The organism is Streptomyces sp. SID13031 (assembly GCF_010548305.1).
Classification (GTDB): domain Bacteria; phylum Actinomycetota; class Actinomycetes; order Propionibacteriales; family Kribbellaceae; genus Kribbella.
In genome coordinates, this window is the sequence record NZ_JAAGLV010000006.1 from 281,190 (window position 1) to 298,380 (window position 17,191).

The window sequence follows — 17,191 nt, forward strand, 5'->3', positions numbered from 1 at the left end:
GATCGCCCCTCGCGGTGTGCCATGGGATTAGGCAGTGTTTGTTCGGACGTCAAAGGCTGGCGATGACGGACTGCTTCATCGTCGCCACAGCGGCATCGGCGGTCGCTGCGAAGTCCGGCGTGACCTGGTAGTCCAGCGCGGTGACCACGCCGTCCTTGCGCCGGTACACCTCGACATCGCCCTTGATCGTGGCCCCCGGCGACGGGGTGAGGGTGTAGGAGAGCGCAACGCACTCCACCAAGACGTCCTTGGGGCACTCCAGGTTCCGCATGTTGCCGAGCTGCGCGATCCGGTCCTTGGTCGCGCCCTCGACGATGCCAAGCGCGAAGGCGTTCGCGGTGACGTTCTGCTTCTGCCGGACCCAGTAGTACGCCCGGGGCGCGCCGTTCGCTCCGTAGTTGATCACCTGCTTGCCGTTGGTCTCCTTCGCGAGGAGGGTCCAGCCCGGCGCCGGTACCAGCGAGACGCCGAACTGGACGGGCAGCGCGTTCGCGGGTGGCGTGTACGACGGTGTCGGCGTAAGCGACTGCACCGGGCCGGGGTCGGCCTTGTCGTCTCCCCCGGTGAGCAGGGTCAAGGCCACAGCGACCAGCACCACGACAGCCAGACCGGCGACGATCGGGATCACCACCGGAGGGAGCTTGAACCCCTTCTTCTTGACCGGCTCAGGCCGCCGCAGAGACGGTGGCCCCACTCGCTCACCCCAGGGCGCACCGGCCTCACCAGCACCCTGTACTCCGGCGCCGCCCGCCGCGGGTCCACCTGCAGCCGCGCCGGCACTACCCCAAGTGGATGGCGCCGAGCCCGCAGTACCGGGAGCGGGGTCAGCCTTGTCGCCCGGGCTACCCGCGCCAGGCGTAGTACCGGCGTCTGGTGTGTCCCAGGGGGACGGTGGCCGGGCCGGCACCTCAAGGGACCACGGGGACGGCGGAAGGTCCGGCTCCGGGGTGGGGTTGTCTGCTTCCTCCTCGGCGTCGGTCTTGCGGACCCAGGGGTTGCGTGGACCTTGGTTTTTGTCGCGCTTTCCGTTCACTGGCTCTTGATCACCGAATCCAGCATCGCGGCGACGGCTTTCTGGACAGCGTCTGCCTTGTCCTTGCGGCCGTACACCTGGATGACAGTCAGTACGCCGTCCTTGCGCTCGACGACACCGACCAGGCCGATTACGTTCAGGGTGCCGTTCTGTGTCGTCGACACCGCGCTGTAGCTCTGCGAGGTCATGTACTTGACGTTGCCGCCGGTGGGGGTGACCTCCACCGGCTCGTTCTTCTTGAGCTGGCCCAGACTCTTCGTCTCGGCCGCGAGCAGCTCCTGCAGCTCCGTCGCCGAGGTCTCGCCCGGGCCCGGCTTGAACGCGTTCACCATGAAGTACGCCTCGCCACCCTTGAGCAGGTAGACGCCGGTGTACTTGTCGAGCGGCTTGCGCAGGTAGCCCGGAGCCGGCGTCACCCGGACACCCTGGGCTACGTCGATGCCCTTGTCCTCAACCGGCGTACTGGGCTCGTTGCTCGGCTGTGTGCTGGTCGGTGTGACGGGCACAGGTGGCTCGACCTTCTTGTCGTCACCACCGCTGAACAGGAGCGCCAGCACGACACCGATGACAGCTACTGCGGCGAGACCTCCACCAGCGAGCAGCAGGATCGCGTTCGGGCCTTTGCCACTGCTACCACCGCTGTACTGCGGACCCCACTGCTGTTGGCCGGGGTACTGCTGCCCCGGGTAGCCCTGCTGCTGCGGGTACCCCTGCGGCGGCTGCTGTCCCTGGTACTGCGGCTGCTGCTGGCCGGGGTACTGCGGAGGCGGACCCTGGTACGGCGGCTGCCCAGGCTGCCCCGGCTGCCCATAGCCAGGTGGCGGCCCCTGTGGCGGTCGACCGTAGCTCGGCTGGTCTTGCGGCCACTGCTGACCCGGCTGGCCTCCGTACGGCGGCTGACCTGGCCGGCCGCCTTGGCCGCCCTGTCCACCTTGGCCGTACGGCGGTTGCTGGTTGCTCATGCCTGCGTCTCCCCGGTCGTCCCATCGAACCCGGCGGCCGGCGCACTCCCCTGCGCTGCCACTCCGCGCTCGGACTTCGGCACGGACCGGACCGAGTTGCCACAGGCGGAGCAGAAGTCCGAGTGCGGCAGCAGGGGCATCTCACAGCGCGAGCAGAACGCCAGCTCGCCCGAGGCGTGGTTCGAGCCACCGCGAGCGGCGGACTCGAGGGCCGCCTCCAGCAGACCCTTGTGCAGGACGGTCCGGACCAGAATGATCAGCGCGCCGAGCAGCACGAGCCCCCAGGCCACCCCGAGGATGGCGCCGACCGTCGAGCCGTGCCCGCCGACGAAGCCCAGCAGGTAGACCCCACCCTGGAACAGGGCGTTGACGACCATCGCCTGGATCAGGCCGAACACCCACCGCGGCGTGAAGCCGTCGTACTTCTCGCCCAGCCCGGAGAACTCCGCGACGGCGAGACCCGTGGCCGAGCCGTAGATCAGCGGCTTCACGAAACCCTGCAGCAGTACTACGGAGATCCACGTCCCGGCGCTGCTGCCCGGCCCGGCGAAGCCGCCGCTGATCCAGCCCCAGTGGAGCACCAGCGTCTCGAAGCAGGCGAACCCGACACCGGCCACCACGCCGAAGGTGAAGCCGTCCATCAGGTCGTCGTACCGGGGCCGCGAAGCCAGATAGATCGGGCCGATCTGCCGGATCAGCTCCGAGACGACCGGTACCAGCAGCATCAGGATCAACAGGTCGCGCCCGGACGGACCGCCCGGGTTGCCGCCGACCAGGTCGGTCGACAGGCTGATCTTGTCGGACCACAACCAGGTGAACACCGCGGCCAGTACGCCGGTCAGCACGAAGGCCGCGGCGACGACCGGGATCGGCTCGTCCTCCCAGAGGTTCACGTCGTACAGGTAGAGGATGTAGACGATCGGGATGGCGAAGGCGGCCACCATGATCGCGACCGGCAGCGCGCCCAGCGCGGCCGTCACCACGGTCAGCAGCAAGGCGATGCCGAGCGCGACGCGGTAGGTGTACGGCTGGCGGCCCGCGCCCTGCGGCATGATCGTCGAGACCAGCTTGAACGACGCGACCGGCTCGTCCGGCCGGGCGGCATAGGCCTTCTTGCGCTGAGCGTCCCCGGACTGCAGATCGTTGCCACAGTGATGGCAGAAGTGCGAGACCTCGGGAACGTCAGAGCTACAGCGCGGACACTCCACGCCATCCTCCCAACCTTGGGCTTGCGGACCGGCGCGGGGCGCGCGCCGAGGGGTGGTCAGGTCGGCCGGGCCTCAGGCCGGGCGAACCCGGACAGATTCTCGTACAGCTGGGCCAGGATTCATCATTTCCCGGCCAAGGGTCACCTTTTCGTGTCCGTACCGTGCCCTGCGCGCTCCGCCAGACCGGGCCAGAGCTCGTCGATCAGAGCGTCGAGCTGCTCGAGGCTGCCCGAGTTGTCGACCACCAGATCGGCCACCGCCAGCCGCTGTTCCCGCGTTGCCTGGCTGGCGATCCGGGCGTTCGCTTCCTCGTCAGTCATCCCGCGATCCCGGGTCAGCCGCTCGACCTGGACCTCCCGCGGCACGTCGACCACGAGCACCAGTTCGAACTTGTCCCCCTGCCCGGTCTCCACCAGCAAAGGAATGTCGTGTACCACCACGGCATCACCCGATGCCCCGGCCTCGAGCTCGGCCGCCCGCGCTCGTACCCGCGGATGAATGATCGCCTCCAGCTTCCGCCGGGCCACCTCGTCCCCGAACACGATCCGCCCCACCGCCGGCCGGTCCAACTCCCCCTCGGCCGTCAGCACGTCCCCGAAGGCTGCCACCACCTCGGCCAGCCCATCGGCACCCCGCGCAACAACCTCCCGCGCGAGCAGATCCGAGTCGATCACCACCGCCCCAAGTGCCGCCAGCCGCGACGACACAGAGCTCTTCCCCGACCCGATACCCCCGGTCAACCCAACTCTCAGCACGCCAGCACCCTACCCAGTGCGCCGGCCCCCTGCAGTCGACCCCAAAGTTGGGGGCCTATTACCTACTAGTGTGTTGCAGTCGGCTGAGACGATGTGCCGGTGTCCTCCCCCGCAGCGGCCGAGCCGTCGACCCGTACGGCTCCGGTAGCCGGGCCGGCCGGCTGGCGGTCGGCGATGACGCAGGTGTTCGAACCCCTGGTACTGGATGCGTGCCGTTCCGTGCCGAGCGTGGCTCAGGTCGACCCCGGGGTCGATCGCCAGTTCGCCGAGCAGCTCGGTGGCCGCCTGGCGCTGCTAGCGGTCCGGACGATGGTGCTGGAACTGAACCAGGCCCGGGCCTGCGGACGTCTCCGCGCCGCCACACCGGCCGGGCGGTTCACCGAGTTCACCGATCAGCTCAGTACAGAGGCCGGGCTGGCGGGATTCTTCGAGCGGAACCAGGGTCTGGCCCAGACCCTCAGCGGCACCTGCCTACGGGCCGCCGACGCGCGCAGAGAACTGCTCAGCCGGTTCGGCCAGGACCGGGCCGAGATCGCCGCGGCGCTGCTTGGCGGAACCGATCCGGGCCGGTTGGTCTCGATCGAGCCTTCCGGGGACAGCCACGGCGGTGGAAGGTCGGTTGCAGTACTGACCTTCGCCGGTGGCCAGAAGGTGGTCTACAAGCCACGCCCCCTGGACCTGCATGCGCATTTCAACGAATTCCTGCAGTGGCTGGGCCGGCAAAGCCGACTCGACCTTCGAGCGGTGCGGCTGCTGACGAAGCGCGACTACGGCTGGATGGAGTTCATCGAGCACCAACCCTGTTCCGGACCGGCCGAGGTTCAGCGCTTCTATCAGCGCCAGGGTGCGTTGCTCGCCTTGCTCCACGTGCTGGACGGAACCGACATCCATTACGAGAACCTGATCGCCTCAGGTGACCAGCCGGTCCTCGTGGACGTCGAGACGCTGTTCCACCCAGCAGACACAGTGGGTTCGGTCATCAGGGACGACCCGGCCACCACCGCCATCAACGGCTCGGTGCTCCGAACCGCCTTGCTGCCCCTCCTCCTCGCCGGCGACCACGGCGTGATCGACCTGTCGGGCCTGGGCGGGGACGAAGGCGTCCAACTGCCTGACGCGATGGTCGATTGGGCAGACGCCGGGCTCGACACCATGCGGCTGATCCGGCGACCGGCAGTGGCACACGGTGCGCAGAACCGGCCGAGGGTCGGCGGCTGTCTGGTGGAACCGCGGGACCACCAGAAATCCCTGCTCGCCGGCTTCCTCACGGCGTACGACGCGATCGCTGCCGGTCGCGCCGAGCTGCTCGGCCCTGACGGGCTGCTCGAACGGTGCGCGGCGGACGGCACTCGCTATGTCGCCAGGCACACGCAGACCTACGCAACGTTGCTCGACGAATCCACCCATCCCGACCTGCTGCGAGATGCCGGGGCCCGCCGACGGTTCTTCGGCCTCCTCCGCGACGATCGCCCTGACGACAGCCACCTGCGGCTGGTGGATCACGAGCTCGCTGATCTCGAGCGAGGCGATGTGCCGCTGTTCACGTCGCGGCCCGGCTCACGAGATGTGACGGCCTCGGACGGCACCTGCCTACCGGATCTGCTCCGGACCACCGGGCTCGGCCGCGCCGAAGCGAAGATCCTGGCCTTGAACGAGATCGACCGCGGTCAGCAGGAGTGGCTGATCACCGCATCGCTGTCAACCCGCCCCGAGCCGGTCAGTCATCAGGGCACCAGGGTCCGTTCCTACCCCGCGGCCACAGCGCCCCCGGATCCCCAGCGGCTGCTCGCCGCTGCGACGGGGATCGCCGACGAGATCCTCGGTCGAGCGCTCGGCCGCGACGGCAGGGCGAACTGGATCGGGCTGGAGCTGGTAGACGACCTCTACTGGGCAGTGCTGCCGGCCGGGGCCGGGCTGGCGAACGGCTACCTCGGGCCGGCGCTGTTCTTAGCTGAGATGAGCCGCATCACCGGCGCGGACCGCTACGTCAACCTGGCAGCGGAGGTCATCCGGCCGCTGCCCTGGCTGTTCGAGGCCTGGGCCGCGGATCCGGCGCTGACCCGGGCGGTAGGGCCGGGGTTCCACGGGCTGGGCGGTGTCGGCTATGCGCTCAGCAGGCTGTCGGATCTCGGCCTCGGCAGCGAGCTGGACGGCTGGCTGACCACCGTGATCGAGCTCGCCGAGCAACTCGCCCACGACCCGGATCGGGCGACCGGTTACGGCTTCGGTACCGGGGATGCCGGCGGTCTGGCGGCCATGATGGCCATCGGTAGCAGCCCCGACCGGGCGGCGGCGCTCCGCGTCGCGGCGACGTATGCCGACCGGCTGGCACAGGTCGCCGAGGAGGGTGGTGGCCTCGGTCCGGCCGCCGGTTTCGCCCACGGATCAGCGGGAGTTGCCTGGAGCTTGCTGCGTTATGCCTCGGCTGATGGACGACCCCGCCATCGGGACGCCGGACTGCTGGCTCTCGCGGCACCAGCTGGAGGTCTGCTGGAAGTTGCGGCCGACCACGGTTGGTGCTCCGGCGACGCCGGTACAGCGCTCGCGCGGTTCGCCGCCGGGGCGATCCCGTCCAGGGACTATCTCCGCCAAGCCAGGGTTCGACCGCAACTACTGGACATGAGCTTGTGTCATGGAGAGGTCGGGGCGCTCGAGCCCTTGGTCTGGCTGGCCGGCCAGGGCGATGATGAGGCTGCCGCAGTACTCCGTCACCGGACCGCACTCGTGGTCGGAGCCATCGAACAGGAGGGGACACGCTGTGGCACGCCGGGTGGCGTCAGCTCACCCGGACTGATGACCGGTCTGGCCGGCATCGGTTACGGTCTGCTGCGCGCTGGGTTCAGCAGTCTGGTCCCCTCGGTGTTGCTGCTGGAACCACCAGCGGCTGACCGTTCCTATCGATCACCATAAGGAAAGTGGTAACAATGACGCAGCAGCCCAAAGCAACCTCGCCGGATCCAGCTGGCGCGACCTCCGATCCTGCGCCGCTCGGCGACCCGATCGGTCCGGTGGTTCCTCCCGAGCACAGCAGTCGGGTAGCCCGGACGATGGCGCTGGCCGGATACGCGGTCGGCCTGGCCTCGCCCACGTCCCCCGGAACACCGACCTGTTCCATCCGCCAGTCGCTCTAGACGGACCGGCCGGGAGCAAGCTGACCTGCCGCCCGGAATATCCCCGATTACGGTTCGCCCGAGCGCTACGGCGGTACTGACGCGACGGCTACAGTACGGAGGTATGGCGAGCCGGGCGGGGGAACTGGTCGGGCGGCAGGCCGAGGTCGACAGCATCAATGCGGCCCTGGCCGACGCACGCTCTGGAACGGCCACTGCAGTGTTCGTGGTGGGCGAGCCTGGTATCGGCAAGACCAGGCTGGCCGCTCATGCGATCGGTGTGGCGGTCGATTCGGGAATGGTGGTACTGCGTGGCCGGGTGAGCACCATCGGACCGATCACGCCGTACCGGCCGGTGATAGAAGCACTGCTGTCCTTGAGCCGCAGCGGGCAACTGCCGACGGCCGACGAACTGGGCAGCTACGGATCGGTCCTCGCCCATCTGGTCCCGGAGATCGGCGCCGGGCAGGAGACCGCGGCCAGCTCTCCGATGATGATCGCCGAGGCATTACTCCGCCTGCTGTCAGCGTGCGGACACCAACGCGGTTGCCTGTTCGTCCTCGACGACCTGCACGACGCCGACGCCGAGACCCTGGCGATCGTGGAGTTCCTGCTGGACAACCTCGACACCCAACCGGCCGCGCTCTTGCTGACAGCTCGCTCCGAACCGTGCGTCGCGACCGACCTCGCCTCGGCTGCGCGCCAACGCGGCTCAGCTCTGATAGTGGAACCGAGGCGTCTGAGTCCGCCAGAGGTACGGCAACTGGCCGGGTCCCGGCTGGAGGTCGCGGCCGGCCAAGTGCCGGACGCTGTCGTCGAGCGGCTGGTGACCGACAGCGCCGGCGTTCCCTTCGTGATCGAGGAACTGGTCTACGAGCTCACCCGCAGCGGCCAGCTCGTGACCGAGCCGGATGGTTGCCACTTGGTGCAGGACGCGGCAGAGCCGACCGTCCCCGCCACCGTCGCTCGCAACATCAGCCGCCGTACCGACCGGCTCGGACCGTACGGACGATCGATCCTGACGATCGCCGCGGTGGTCGGTCAGCGCTTCCCGCTACCGATCCTGCGGCAGGCAACCGGACTGGACGACCGCGACCTGCTGGCCACCTTGCATGCGGGTGTCGCTGCCCAACTGGTGCGGCCCGACGAACCGGCTCCGGACTGGTACGCCTTCCGCCATCCGCTCACCGCCGAGGCCCTGCTCAGCGATCTCAACCCCACCGATCGGGCCGTGTACTCGGGCCGCGTGGCCGACGCGGTGGAACAGCTCTACCCCGAACTTCCCGACGAGTGGTGCGCCCGGGTGGCCCAGCTCAGGGAGCGGACCGGGGATTTCGCCATGGCCGCCCGGCGGTTTGCCGAGGCCGGCCGCAGAGCGCTCGCTGAAGGAGCGGTCAGCTCAGCTGTCGCCCTGCTGGTGCGCGCTGACGATCTGCTCGCTCCCGCAGGCAGCCCCGACGAGCGTGCGGACGTTCTCGAATCGCTGCTGCTCGCGGTCGGCGAGTCCGGTGAGTTCGACCGGATGCCCGGGCTCACGGAGGCACTGGACGTGCTGACCAGGCGCGGCGTGCCCGCGCCGCGCCGAGCCGCGCTCCACGCACAGCTGGCGAACATAGCCAACATGGCGGGGCACATGACAGAGGCAGTCGAGCAGATCGGCATCGCGCGCCGATTGCTGGGCGACGATCCGGCCGGCGAGGACTCGGCGCGAGTCGACGTGATCGCAGCCCACGTGGAGCTCAGCAAGCCCAGCTCCGATCGCCTCGAGGCAGCGGCGTCACTTGCCCGGCGAGCCGCCTCGACGGCTGAGCAAGCCGGTCTGCCGATCGTCGCCTGCGACGCTCTTCAGCTGGTCGGATACCTCACCCGTGACCGTGATGAGGAGGCCGCCCAGCAGTACTTCGAGCAGGCTCGCCAACTCGCCGAAACCCATCGGTTGCCGATCTTCCGGGTCTACTCGGAGGTCTTCCTGGCCCGTGCCGACTGCCTGCGCGACGGGGGAACCGCCGAGCTCGAGCAGGCCCGCCGGAGCGCACTGCGGATGGGTATCCTGCCGCTCGCCTACGACGCGGGCGGCATTCTGGCTCTCCAACAGGTGATGCGGTGGGAGCTTCCCGCCGCGCAACAGACCATCGAGACAGAGTTGGCCGCCGCGGTCCGGTTGCGGCTGGGCCGGGCGGTCCCCTTCTTCCGCCTTCTGGTGGCGGTCTCGCACGCCCATCATGGGCAGCGCGCCGAGATGGAACTGGCGCTTGACCAGGTCAGAATGGACGGCGACGGCGCGCCCTACATCCGGGCGACCTCCTATGGTCTGGCGCGGGCGTTCTGCTCGTTGCTGGAGGAAGACGGCGAGCGCGCCGCTCAGGAACTCGCCCAAGCACGGGAGTACGACGCCGAGAACCCGTCGATGATGGACTTCGGGAAGTACGGCCTGATCCCCTTGCTCGGTGTTCTCGCGGGTCGCATCGGCTGGCAGCACTATCGATCGGTGACCGAGCTGAGCGCGAGCCGGACCCGGTGGAACACCCAGTTCATCCAGTTGGCACACGCCGTACTGCTCGGCCGCGCTGGGCGGCCCGACGAGGCGAATGCCGCAGCGGCGAGCGCCCTGCGCGCCGCTGAGCTGTACCCGATGGCCGCGCACCTCGGATTACGGCTCGTCGCCCAGTCTGCGTACGACGACGGCTGGGGCGAGCCCGTCGAGTGGCTCCGGAAGGCCGAGGAGTTCTTTCACCACGGCGACCTGCCCGTGGTCGCGAGCGCCTGCCGGGGATTGCTCCGCGGGATGGGCGCACCGATCCGTCAGCGGCGGGCCGGCGCCGACGAGCTCCCACCGGAACTCCGGCGGCTCGGGGTCACCATGAGGGAGTTCGAGGTGGGCAGACTGCTGGCGGAACGGATCGGCAACAAGGCGATCGCCGCCCGGTTGCACATCTCGCCGCGCACCGTCGAGAAGCATGTGGCCAATGTGCTGCTCAAGACGGACCACTGTGACCGGGAAGCCTTCGCGGCGAACGCGCCCGGCCTGTTCTCCAACCGCTGAAGGCCACTTGGGCGTCTCCGCCCGGGCCTCGGCGGCCGGGTCGAGGTGCCCCGGACGTGCGAGACCCCCGCACCCAAGTACTGGGTGCGGGGGTCTCTCGTACTGCGGGAACTACCGGAGCTCTATCAGCCCTGGCCGGTCAGCTTCTCGCGGAGAGCCTGCAGCGCCTCGTCGGAAGCGAGCGCACCCTCGACGGGAGCGTCGTCTGCCGGCTCAGCGGCCGAGGAGTACGTGGAGGCCTCGCCGGCCTCGACGTCCGCCGTCTTGGCGTCCTCGATCTGCTTCTTGTGAGCTTCCCAGCGAGTGTGGGCCTCGGCGTACTGCCGCTCCCACTCTTCGCGCGCCGAGTCGAAGCCCTCGAGCCATTCGCCGGTCTCGGGGTCGAACCCGTCCGGGTAGATGTAGTTGCCTTCCTTGTCGTACGTCGCCGCCATGCCGTAAAGCGTGGGGTCGAAGTCGTCCGACACGGGGTCAACACCCTCGTTGGCCTGCTTCAGGGACAGCGAGATCCGGCGACGCTCGAGATCGATGTCGATGATCTTGACCATCACGTCGTCGTTGACCTGGACAACCTGCTCCGGGATCTCGACGTGACGCTCGGCGAGCTCGGAGATGTGCACCAGGCCCTCGATGCCCTCTTCCACCCGGACGAACGCGCCGAACGGCACCAGCTTGGTGACCTTGCCGGGCACGATCTGACCCATCTGGTGGGTCCGGGCGAACTGCTGCCACGGGTCTTCCTGGGTCGCCTTCAGGGACAGCGAGACGCGCTCGCGCTCCATGTCGACGTCCAGCACCTCGACGGTGACCTCCTGGCCGACCTCGACCACCTCGGTCGGGTGGTCGATGTGCTTCCAGGACAGCTCCGAGACGTGCACCAGACCGTCGACGCCGCCGAGGTCCACGAACGCACCGAAGTTGACGATCGAGGAGACGACACCCTTGCGGATCTGGCCCTTCTGCAGCTGGGTGAGGAAGTTCATCCGCACCTCGGACTGCGTCTGCTCCAGCCACGCGCGACGCGACAGAACCACGTTGTTGCGGTTCTTGTCGAGCTCGATGATCTTGGCCTCGATCTCCTGGCCGACGTACGGCTGGAGGTCGCGGACGCGACGCATCTCGACGAGCGAGGCGGGCAGGAAGCCACGGAGGCCGATGTCCAGGATGAGTCCACCCTTGACGACCTCGATGACGGTGCCGGTGACGACGCCGTCCTCTTCCTTGATCTTCTCGATCGTGCCCCAGGCCTTCTCGTACTGGGCGCGCTTCTTCGACAGGATCAGGCGGCCTTCTTTGTCCTCCTTCTGGAGAACCAGGGCCTCGACGTGGTCGCCGACCTTGACGACCTCGTTCGGGTCGACGTCGTGCTTGATCGACAGCTCGCGCGACGGGATGACGCCTTCGGTCTTGTAACCGATGTCGAGGAGAACCTCGTCCCGGTCGACCTTGACGATGGTCCCCTCAACGATGTCGCCGTCGTTGAAGTACTTGATGGTCAGATCGATCGCCGCGAGGAAGTCTTCCTCCGACCCGATGTCATTGACCGCTACCTGCGGGGTGATGCGTACTGCGGGGTCGAGAGGTGCCTCGATGCTGGCCGTCATGTGGTGGGTTGCTCCGTGGGCTGATGGTGTCGTACGGGTGCACCGGGCCGTTGGATCGCATCAGAAGCGCTGGATTACCTGAACAGGACAGAATCACCACCGACTGCTGCGAGCACGAGCCTGCTCCGTCCGAGGTCGCGCGGGCCCATAGCGCATCTCACAGAATACGTGTAATGGTGAGGGCACGGCAACCCGGGGCACCCGGTTGCGACCGGCCGCCCGCCGAGGTGTCCCGACGTGCCACTGCTCTCAATGTACGACGTCCGGATCCGGACGGCCGCCCGCGAGGTCTCCCGTGTCGCAGATCCGGCCGACCAGAGCGTGCGCGGCAGCGGCGACGGGGTTCGCTCCAGGGCGCGCGGCGAGGTCGATCAGAGCCCACAGATCCGCCGCCCGGGCCCGCTCCACCAGCCTGTCCCCGAGGTCGGGACCGGCCCGTACTGCGCTCAGCACCGCGCCGCCGAGGACGGGATCGACACAGAACCGGAGCAGGTTCCCCAGATCCGCGTACGGCGACCCGGCGTGCGCGAACTCCCAGTCGATCAGCCCGGTGAGCTCGGCGGTCGCCGGGTCGACCAGCAGATTCTTCGGGTTGAAGTCACTGTGGACGAGGCAGATCCGGTCCACCCCGGTCTCGGCCAGATCCTCGGCCTGGTCGATCACAGCCTCGAACCGTGCGCCCTGTTCGCGCGTCAACCCGATCCCCTCGGCGTGGGACTCGAAGAACTCCGCGAGGTCACCGACCCCGAACGGCTCGATCGCCAGCTCGCGCCCGGCGAAGTCACCGAAGGTCAGGAACGGCATCCCGCTCAGCCGCACCAGGAGCTCGCCGAGCTGCTCCCCCACCTTCCGCCGCTCGTCGTCGCCGGCCGCCCCGAGATAGGTCTCCAGGTTCACGCCGGGCAGCCGCTCGTACAAGACATAAGGAGGAGCCCCGTCCCCCGCCGGGTCCGGCATCGCGTCCAGCACCCGCGGCACGGGCAGCAGCCCACGGACCAGTTGCATCAAGGACGCATCCACCGCCGCACGCTCGGGGCGCTTGCCATACAGCTTCAGCACCGCATCCTCGCCGGCGGCGCTCACGGCGAAGGTCTCCCCGCCGTAGCCACCGGTCAACGGCACCGCACTGGCCGCGAGCGCCCCGAAGTCATCCATGTCGCGCATCCTGCCGCACCGCCCGGACAGCCGCCACACACCAACCCGCGGCGAGGACGCTTCTCGCCGGCGAGCTGAGCGTGGCGGCAGCGGTTTGCTACGCCTTGGTGGGTGCTGCGAGTCCGGCCGCCGCCAGGACGGTCGGCACCGCGTTACGCAGGCCCGCCGCGTTCGGGTGCAGCGGCACGAGCCCGTTCGTCGGCACGCTCGGGATCAGCCCCTCGATCCATCTGGTCGAGCTGCCCTTGCACATGTCGTGACCGACGCTGGGGGTCGCCAGGTCGACGTACGTCGCACCGTGCGCGCTCGCCTGCTGCGCCATCCGGAGGTTCAACCGGGTCAGGGCCGCCTGCAGGTAGTCGGCATCCATGCCCCAGACCGGAACGATCGGCCAGCAGCCGCCCTTCTTGATCCCGGTCGGGTAGCCGACCATCAGGATCTTCGCGTGCGGCGCGCGTTGCCGGATCTGCTCGATCACTGTGCCGTAGGTCGGCGCGAACGCGTCGATCTTCTGGGCCAGCTTGTCCACGCCACCAGCGGTGTTGGCCGCCTTGCAGGACTTACCGAGGCCCTGCGGCAGCAGGTTCACGCATGAGATCGCGAGCCCGACCAGACCGATGTCGTTGCCACCGATCCCGACCGAGACGAGCGTCGTGTCGGCACTCAGCGCGTCGTACTGCGGCGCCGCCGTCCCGAGGATGATGCCCGGTTGCGGGTTGGCGAAATGGGTGGTCTGCGCCGCACCACAGGTGACGTCGCGGAATTCCGCGGGCCTGACCTCCTTGGCGATCAGCGATGCGTAGTTGACCGCCGAGCGCGCACAGGTGAAAACCTCCTTCGCGGGCAGCACGAGCGAGCCGGCCGCATAGGAGTCGCCCATCGCCACATAGACGAGTGGCGGCGCGGCCGCCTGAGCACTGGCTGTCGCAGTGAGCGGCCCGGCGACGAGCAACCCCGTCGCCGCGAGCACCGCGACCGTCCGCGCACGTACTGATCTGTTCTGCATGCCGCCCACCTTCGCACGATAAGTAACCGGCCGGTAACACACCGGATGCGTGTCAGCTTGAAGAAAATTCAGCTTTTCGGCAAGAGCTCGGGCCTGGTGATTTTCCGCCCGCTCATTACGCTACTGTGGTAGCGTAAATAAGGTGAACACGACCGGACGCGGTAGACCGCGCGACGCAGGCGTCGAGGGCAGAGTGCTCGCGGCCGCAGCGGCGGAGATCCGCCAGAGTGGGTACGACGGGCTGTCGATCGATCGAGTGGCCGCGCGGGCCGGGGTCGCCAAGACGACGTTGTACCGGCGCTGGGCCACCAAGGCCGAGCTCGTCGTCGCGCTGATCACGAACTTGCGCGAGGACGTCCCGTTCGAGCCGTCCGACGACCCGCGTCGCGACCTGACCGACCTGGTCACCGCGATCGCGACCAACCTCGCCTCGACTCCGCCGACGCTGATCGCCGATCTGGCGGCCGCGGCTGCCCGCGAACCACGCGTCGGCGACAGCGTCCGCGCGTTGTGGGCCGAGCGCCACCGAGCCGTGACCGCTGTGGTCGCCAAGGCCCAGGAGGCCGGCCTCGTGCTCGACCACGTCTCCCCCGCCGTTCTGGTCGACCAGCTGGTCGGCCCGCTCTACTACCGGCTCCTCGTCACCGGCGAGCCGTTGTCCCCCGACTACGCGAGGACGCTCGTCCGCAGCGTCCTCGGCCCTGAGGAGCCCCGATGACCACCGCCACCTCCACCACCAAGAAGTCACCCGTACGCCGACGCGTGCTCACTGCCCTCGGATCGGCCGCGATCCTGCTGATCGGGTACTGCGTCTACGCGATCGCCCACACCACCGTGTTGCACACCGAGATCGAGGTGGACGCGACACCCGATGAGGTCTGGAAGGTGCTCGCCGACCGCGCGGCGTACCCGGAGTGGAATCCGTTCATCGTCTCGTCGACCGGTGAGCTGAAGACCGGCGCGACCATCACCAACGTGCTCAAGGACACGAACGGCAAGGACACCACCTTCACTCCCGAACTGCTCGCGGTCGAGCCCGGCAAGGAGCTGCGCTGGATCGGCAAGATCGCCTTCGGTGGCATCTTCGACGGCGAACACGCCTTCCGGATCGAGCCACTCGACGGCGGCCGCTCACGCCTGATCCAGGAGGAGAAGTTCAACGGCATCGCCGTCCCGTTCACCGTCAGCATGCTCAACGAGACGATCAAGCCCCAGTTCGAGGCGATGAACCGCGCGCTCGCCGCACGAGCGCGCGGGTAAGGGAAAGCGAGGCCGCACCGAGACCGGCCAGGCGTCGGGGGTGGCGGGTGGCCGATAGGCTGCGGGGCGTGGTTGAGCCGCGGCGGGTGGAGTTGACTGAGTCCGAGACTTCCAGGGCGAGTCGGGCCTATTGGGATTCGGCTGCTGGGGAGTATCTCGAGGAGCATGGGGAGTTTTTGGGGGACGACAGGTTCGTCTGGTGTCCCGAGGGGGTTGACGAGGCTGCTGCGCAGTTGCTCGGGCCGGTGCGCGGCAAGCGGGTTCTCGAGGTCGGGTGTGGGGCCGCGCAGTGCTCGCGATGGCTGGCCGGGCAGGCGGCGAATGTGGTTGCCTTCGACATCTCGGTCGAGCAGCTCAAGGTCGGCCGGCAGCTCGACGAGCGGACCGGGACCGCGGTACGGACTGTTGCCGCCGACGCCGTGGCCATCCCGTTCAAGGACGGCACCTTCGACCTCGCCTGCTCGGCCTTCGGGGCGTTGCCGTTCGTTGCCGACGCGGAAGCGGCGCTGAAAGAGATAGCGCGGACGCTGAAGCCCGGTGGCCTACTCGTCTTCTCGGTGACCCACCCGATCCGCTGGAGCATGCCCGACGACCCGACTCCCGCAGGACTCAAGATCACCCAGTCGTACTTCGACCGCACTCCGTACGTCGAGGTCGATGGCAACGACAACCCCGTCTACGCCGAGCACCACCGCACGACGGGCGACTGGATCCGCGCCCTCACCGGCGCAGGCTTCGTCGTCGACGACCTGCTCGAACCCGAGTGGCCGGCCGGCAACGACCAGGTCTGGGGTGGCTGGGGACCAGATCGCGGCCGGCTGGTTCCCGGTACCGCGATCTGGTCCGCCCGCAAGAACTAGTCCTTCTCGTCCGGCTCCGCGTCGGCCTCGTCGTCAGGAGCACCCGCGACGGCGGGCCGCGGACGCAGGTGCAGCGCGGCGACCAGCGCGAGCAACAGCAGCCCGATGATCAGCGAGATGAGCGGCACCCAGAAGCCGATCAGGTGCAGCTGGGCGGCCTTGTCCTTGTAGCCGCCCTCCTGGATGCCGTTCTCCTTGGCGCCCAGAACGTTCTTCTTCACCGTCGCGTCGTCGTAGGCGATCGTCACGTCGGTCGCGACCAGCCGCTCCTCGCCGTTGATCTCCAGGCCCGCGTGCTGCTTCTCCTGGCCCTTGATGATCGCGCCGGTGATCGGCTCGATCCACAGCGTCCGGGTGTTCTGGTAGGCGCGATCCACCTTGACCGCGGCCGGCGACGACTCACCCACGAGGGTGCCCGGAAGCTCCAGTTGGGTGGCCTGCTTGAGGTTCTGCTTCGGAACCTCCTGCTCGAACACATAGACCTTGAGGCCGTACAGATTGTCCTCGGCCTTGTAGTTGATCGGGTAGGCCTTGCGCGTCGTCGTGTCCCAGAACTGGTACGTCTTCTTCTCCGTACCGAACGGGAACTTCAGCACCAGTCCCTCATGCTTCTTGAAGTACTCGCTGCCGCCGTTCGACGCCGTCTGCCGGGCCGACTTGTCCAGCGAGGTGGCGATGTACTCGCCGGTGTCCTTGTCGTCCCAGAACACGGACTCACCGGTATGCGCGTCCAGCACGACCCGCTCCTGGACGAAGCTCAGCGGCGCGTCGTCGGTCTTGCTCGCGTCATCGGGGAACTGGTAGTTCGGCGAGTCGTCCGTCACCACCGCGGTGTCGAAGACGACGACCTTGCGGTCGAGCTTCTTGCTGATGTCCTCGGCCGCCTTGACGTCGCCGCGGACCGTCCGGCGTGCCTCCAGCGTCTCGTGCTCCTTCTTCTTCAGCTCCTTGGCGCTGAAGAAGGTCGCGTCCGGTCCCGCCGAAACGGTGTGCGCGACCTGGTCCGGTGGCGCCACCGCCAACGTCGGATACGCGTAGAACTTGGCCAATGCCGCGATCCCCACGAAGAAGATCCCCAGTGCGATCACCAGCACACGACTGCGATTCCCCACAACAACCCCTCCCGGTCTGTCCGCGGGACGCTACCAGCGGGTAGGTGCCTTGAACAGAGACCAGCGACGGGAAAATCCAGCAG

13 protein-coding genes are annotated in these 17,191 nt (G+C 68.3%); 5 read left to right on the plus strand and 8 right to left on the minus strand.

The window, feature by feature from the left end:
* Window positions 1-49: 49 nt before the first annotated feature.
* The 4 genes from G3I17_RS15100 to coaE form a co-directional block, all read right to left on the minus strand.
* Window positions 50-1,033, minus strand: coding sequence for a hypothetical protein (locus G3I17_RS15100; protein ID WP_164596633.1), 984 nt, complete (start codon window positions 1,031-1,033; stop codon window positions 50-52).
* Window positions 1,030-1,995, minus strand: coding sequence for a hypothetical protein (locus G3I17_RS15105; protein ID WP_164596634.1), 966 nt, complete (start codon window positions 1,993-1,995; stop codon window positions 1,030-1,032). The genes G3I17_RS15100 and G3I17_RS15105 overlap by 4 nt, the downstream gene beginning before the upstream one ends.
* Complete coding sequence (locus tag G3I17_RS15110; protein ID WP_164596635.1) at window positions 1,992-3,203, minus strand: PrsW family glutamic-type intramembrane protease; 1,212 nt, start codon at window positions 3,201-3,203, stop codon at window positions 1,992-1,994. Before G3I17_RS15110 ends, G3I17_RS15105 begins: the two co-directional genes overlap by 4 nt.
* A 140-nt stretch (window positions 3,204-3,343) precedes the next feature.
* Entirely contained in the window at window positions 3,344-3,958 is a 615-nt protein-coding gene (gene coaE / locus G3I17_RS15115) for a dephospho-CoA kinase (protein WP_164596636.1), read from the minus strand.
* A 99-nt stretch (window positions 3,959-4,057) separates the two neighbouring features.
* Here coaE and G3I17_RS15120 point away from each other — a divergent pair, with 99 nt between their 5' ends.
* Together G3I17_RS15120 and G3I17_RS15125 are read left to right on the plus strand one after the other, a co-directional pair.
* Window positions 4,058-6,868 (plus strand): type 2 lanthipeptide synthetase LanM family protein, encoded by a 2,811-nt coding sequence (locus G3I17_RS15120; RefSeq protein ID WP_164596637.1) that lies wholly within the window; start codon window positions 4,058-4,060, stop codon window positions 6,866-6,868.
* 324 nt (window positions 6,869-7,192) lie between these two features.
* Window positions 7,193-10,111, plus strand: coding sequence for a LuxR family transcriptional regulator (locus tag G3I17_RS15125; RefSeq protein ID WP_164596638.1), 2,919 nt, complete (start codon window positions 7,193-7,195; stop codon window positions 10,109-10,111).
* 125 nt (window positions 10,112-10,236) lie between these two features.
* Here the strand turns inward: G3I17_RS15125 and rpsA are convergent, their stop codons facing one another.
* The 3 genes from rpsA to G3I17_RS15140 all read right to left on the minus strand — a co-directional run bounded on the left by rpsA (window position 10,237) and on the right by G3I17_RS15140 (window position 13,876).
* Window positions 10,237-11,715: a 30S ribosomal protein S1 gene (gene rpsA / locus G3I17_RS15130; RefSeq protein WP_164596639.1), complete on the minus strand. Its 1,479-nt coding sequence runs from the start codon at window positions 11,713-11,715 to the stop codon at window positions 10,237-10,239.
* Window positions 11,716-11,964: 249 nt separating this feature from the next.
* Window positions 11,965-12,870: a phosphotransferase gene (locus tag G3I17_RS15135; protein WP_164596640.1), complete on the minus strand. Its 906-nt coding sequence runs from the start codon at window positions 12,868-12,870 to the stop codon at window positions 11,965-11,967.
* 97 nt (window positions 12,871-12,967) lie between these two features.
* On the minus strand, window positions 12,968-13,876 hold the full coding sequence (locus tag G3I17_RS15140) for an SGNH/GDSL hydrolase family protein (protein WP_164596641.1): 909 nt from the start codon (window positions 13,874-13,876) through the stop codon (window positions 12,968-12,970).
* 142 nt (window positions 13,877-14,018) lie between these two features.
* Between G3I17_RS15140 and G3I17_RS15145 the strand changes: the two genes are divergently transcribed.
* From G3I17_RS15145 to G3I17_RS15155, 3 genes are all read left to right on the plus strand, one after another.
* The gene (locus G3I17_RS15145) at window positions 14,019-14,594 is read left to right on the plus strand and encodes a TetR/AcrR family transcriptional regulator (protein WP_164596642.1); all 576 of its coding nucleotides are present in this window, start codon (window positions 14,019-14,021) and stop codon (window positions 14,592-14,594) included.
* Window positions 14,591-15,136, plus strand: a complete 546-nt coding sequence (locus G3I17_RS15150) for an SRPBCC domain-containing protein (RefSeq protein ID WP_164596643.1) — start codon at window positions 14,591-14,593, stop codon at window positions 15,134-15,136. Before G3I17_RS15145 ends, G3I17_RS15150 begins: the two co-directional genes overlap by 4 nt.
* A gap of 68 nt (window positions 15,137-15,204) precedes the next feature.
* On the plus strand, window positions 15,205-15,996 hold the full coding sequence (locus G3I17_RS15155) for a class I SAM-dependent methyltransferase (RefSeq protein ID WP_343238313.1): 792 nt from the start codon (window positions 15,205-15,207) through the stop codon (window positions 15,994-15,996).
* Here the strand turns inward: G3I17_RS15155 and G3I17_RS15160 are convergent.
* Entirely contained in the window at window positions 15,993-17,108 is a 1,116-nt protein-coding gene (locus G3I17_RS15160) for a DUF3068 domain-containing protein (RefSeq protein WP_164596644.1), read from the minus strand. The two genes, G3I17_RS15155 and G3I17_RS15160, sit on opposite strands and share 4 nt — an antisense overlap.
* Window positions 17,109-17,191 lie beyond the last annotated feature (83 nt).

Excerpts from the sequence above, each read along its gene's own strand:
- G3I17_RS15140 (WP_164596641.1), bottom strand. The coding sequence starts at position 13,876 with ATGCAGAACAGATCAGTACGTGCGCGGACGGTCGCGGTGCTCGCGGCG.
- G3I17_RS15125 (WP_164596638.1), top strand. The coding sequence starts at position 7,193 with ATGGCGAGCCGGGCGGGGGAACTGGTCGGGCGGCAGGCCGAGGTCGAC.
- rpsA (WP_164596639.1), bottom strand. The coding sequence starts at position 11,715 with ATGACGGCCAGCATCGAGGCACCTCTCGACCCCGCAGTACGCATCACC.
- G3I17_RS15150 (WP_164596643.1), top strand. The coding sequence starts at position 14,591 with ATGACCACCGCCACCTCCACCACCAAGAAGTCACCCGTACGCCGACGC.
- G3I17_RS15135 (WP_164596640.1), bottom strand. The coding sequence starts at position 12,870 with ATGGATGACTTCGGGGCGCTCGCGGCCAGTGCGGTGCCGTTGACCGGT.
- G3I17_RS15105 (WP_164596634.1), bottom strand. The coding sequence starts at position 1,995 with ATGAGCAACCAGCAACCGCCGTACGGCCAAGGTGGACAGGGCGGCCAA.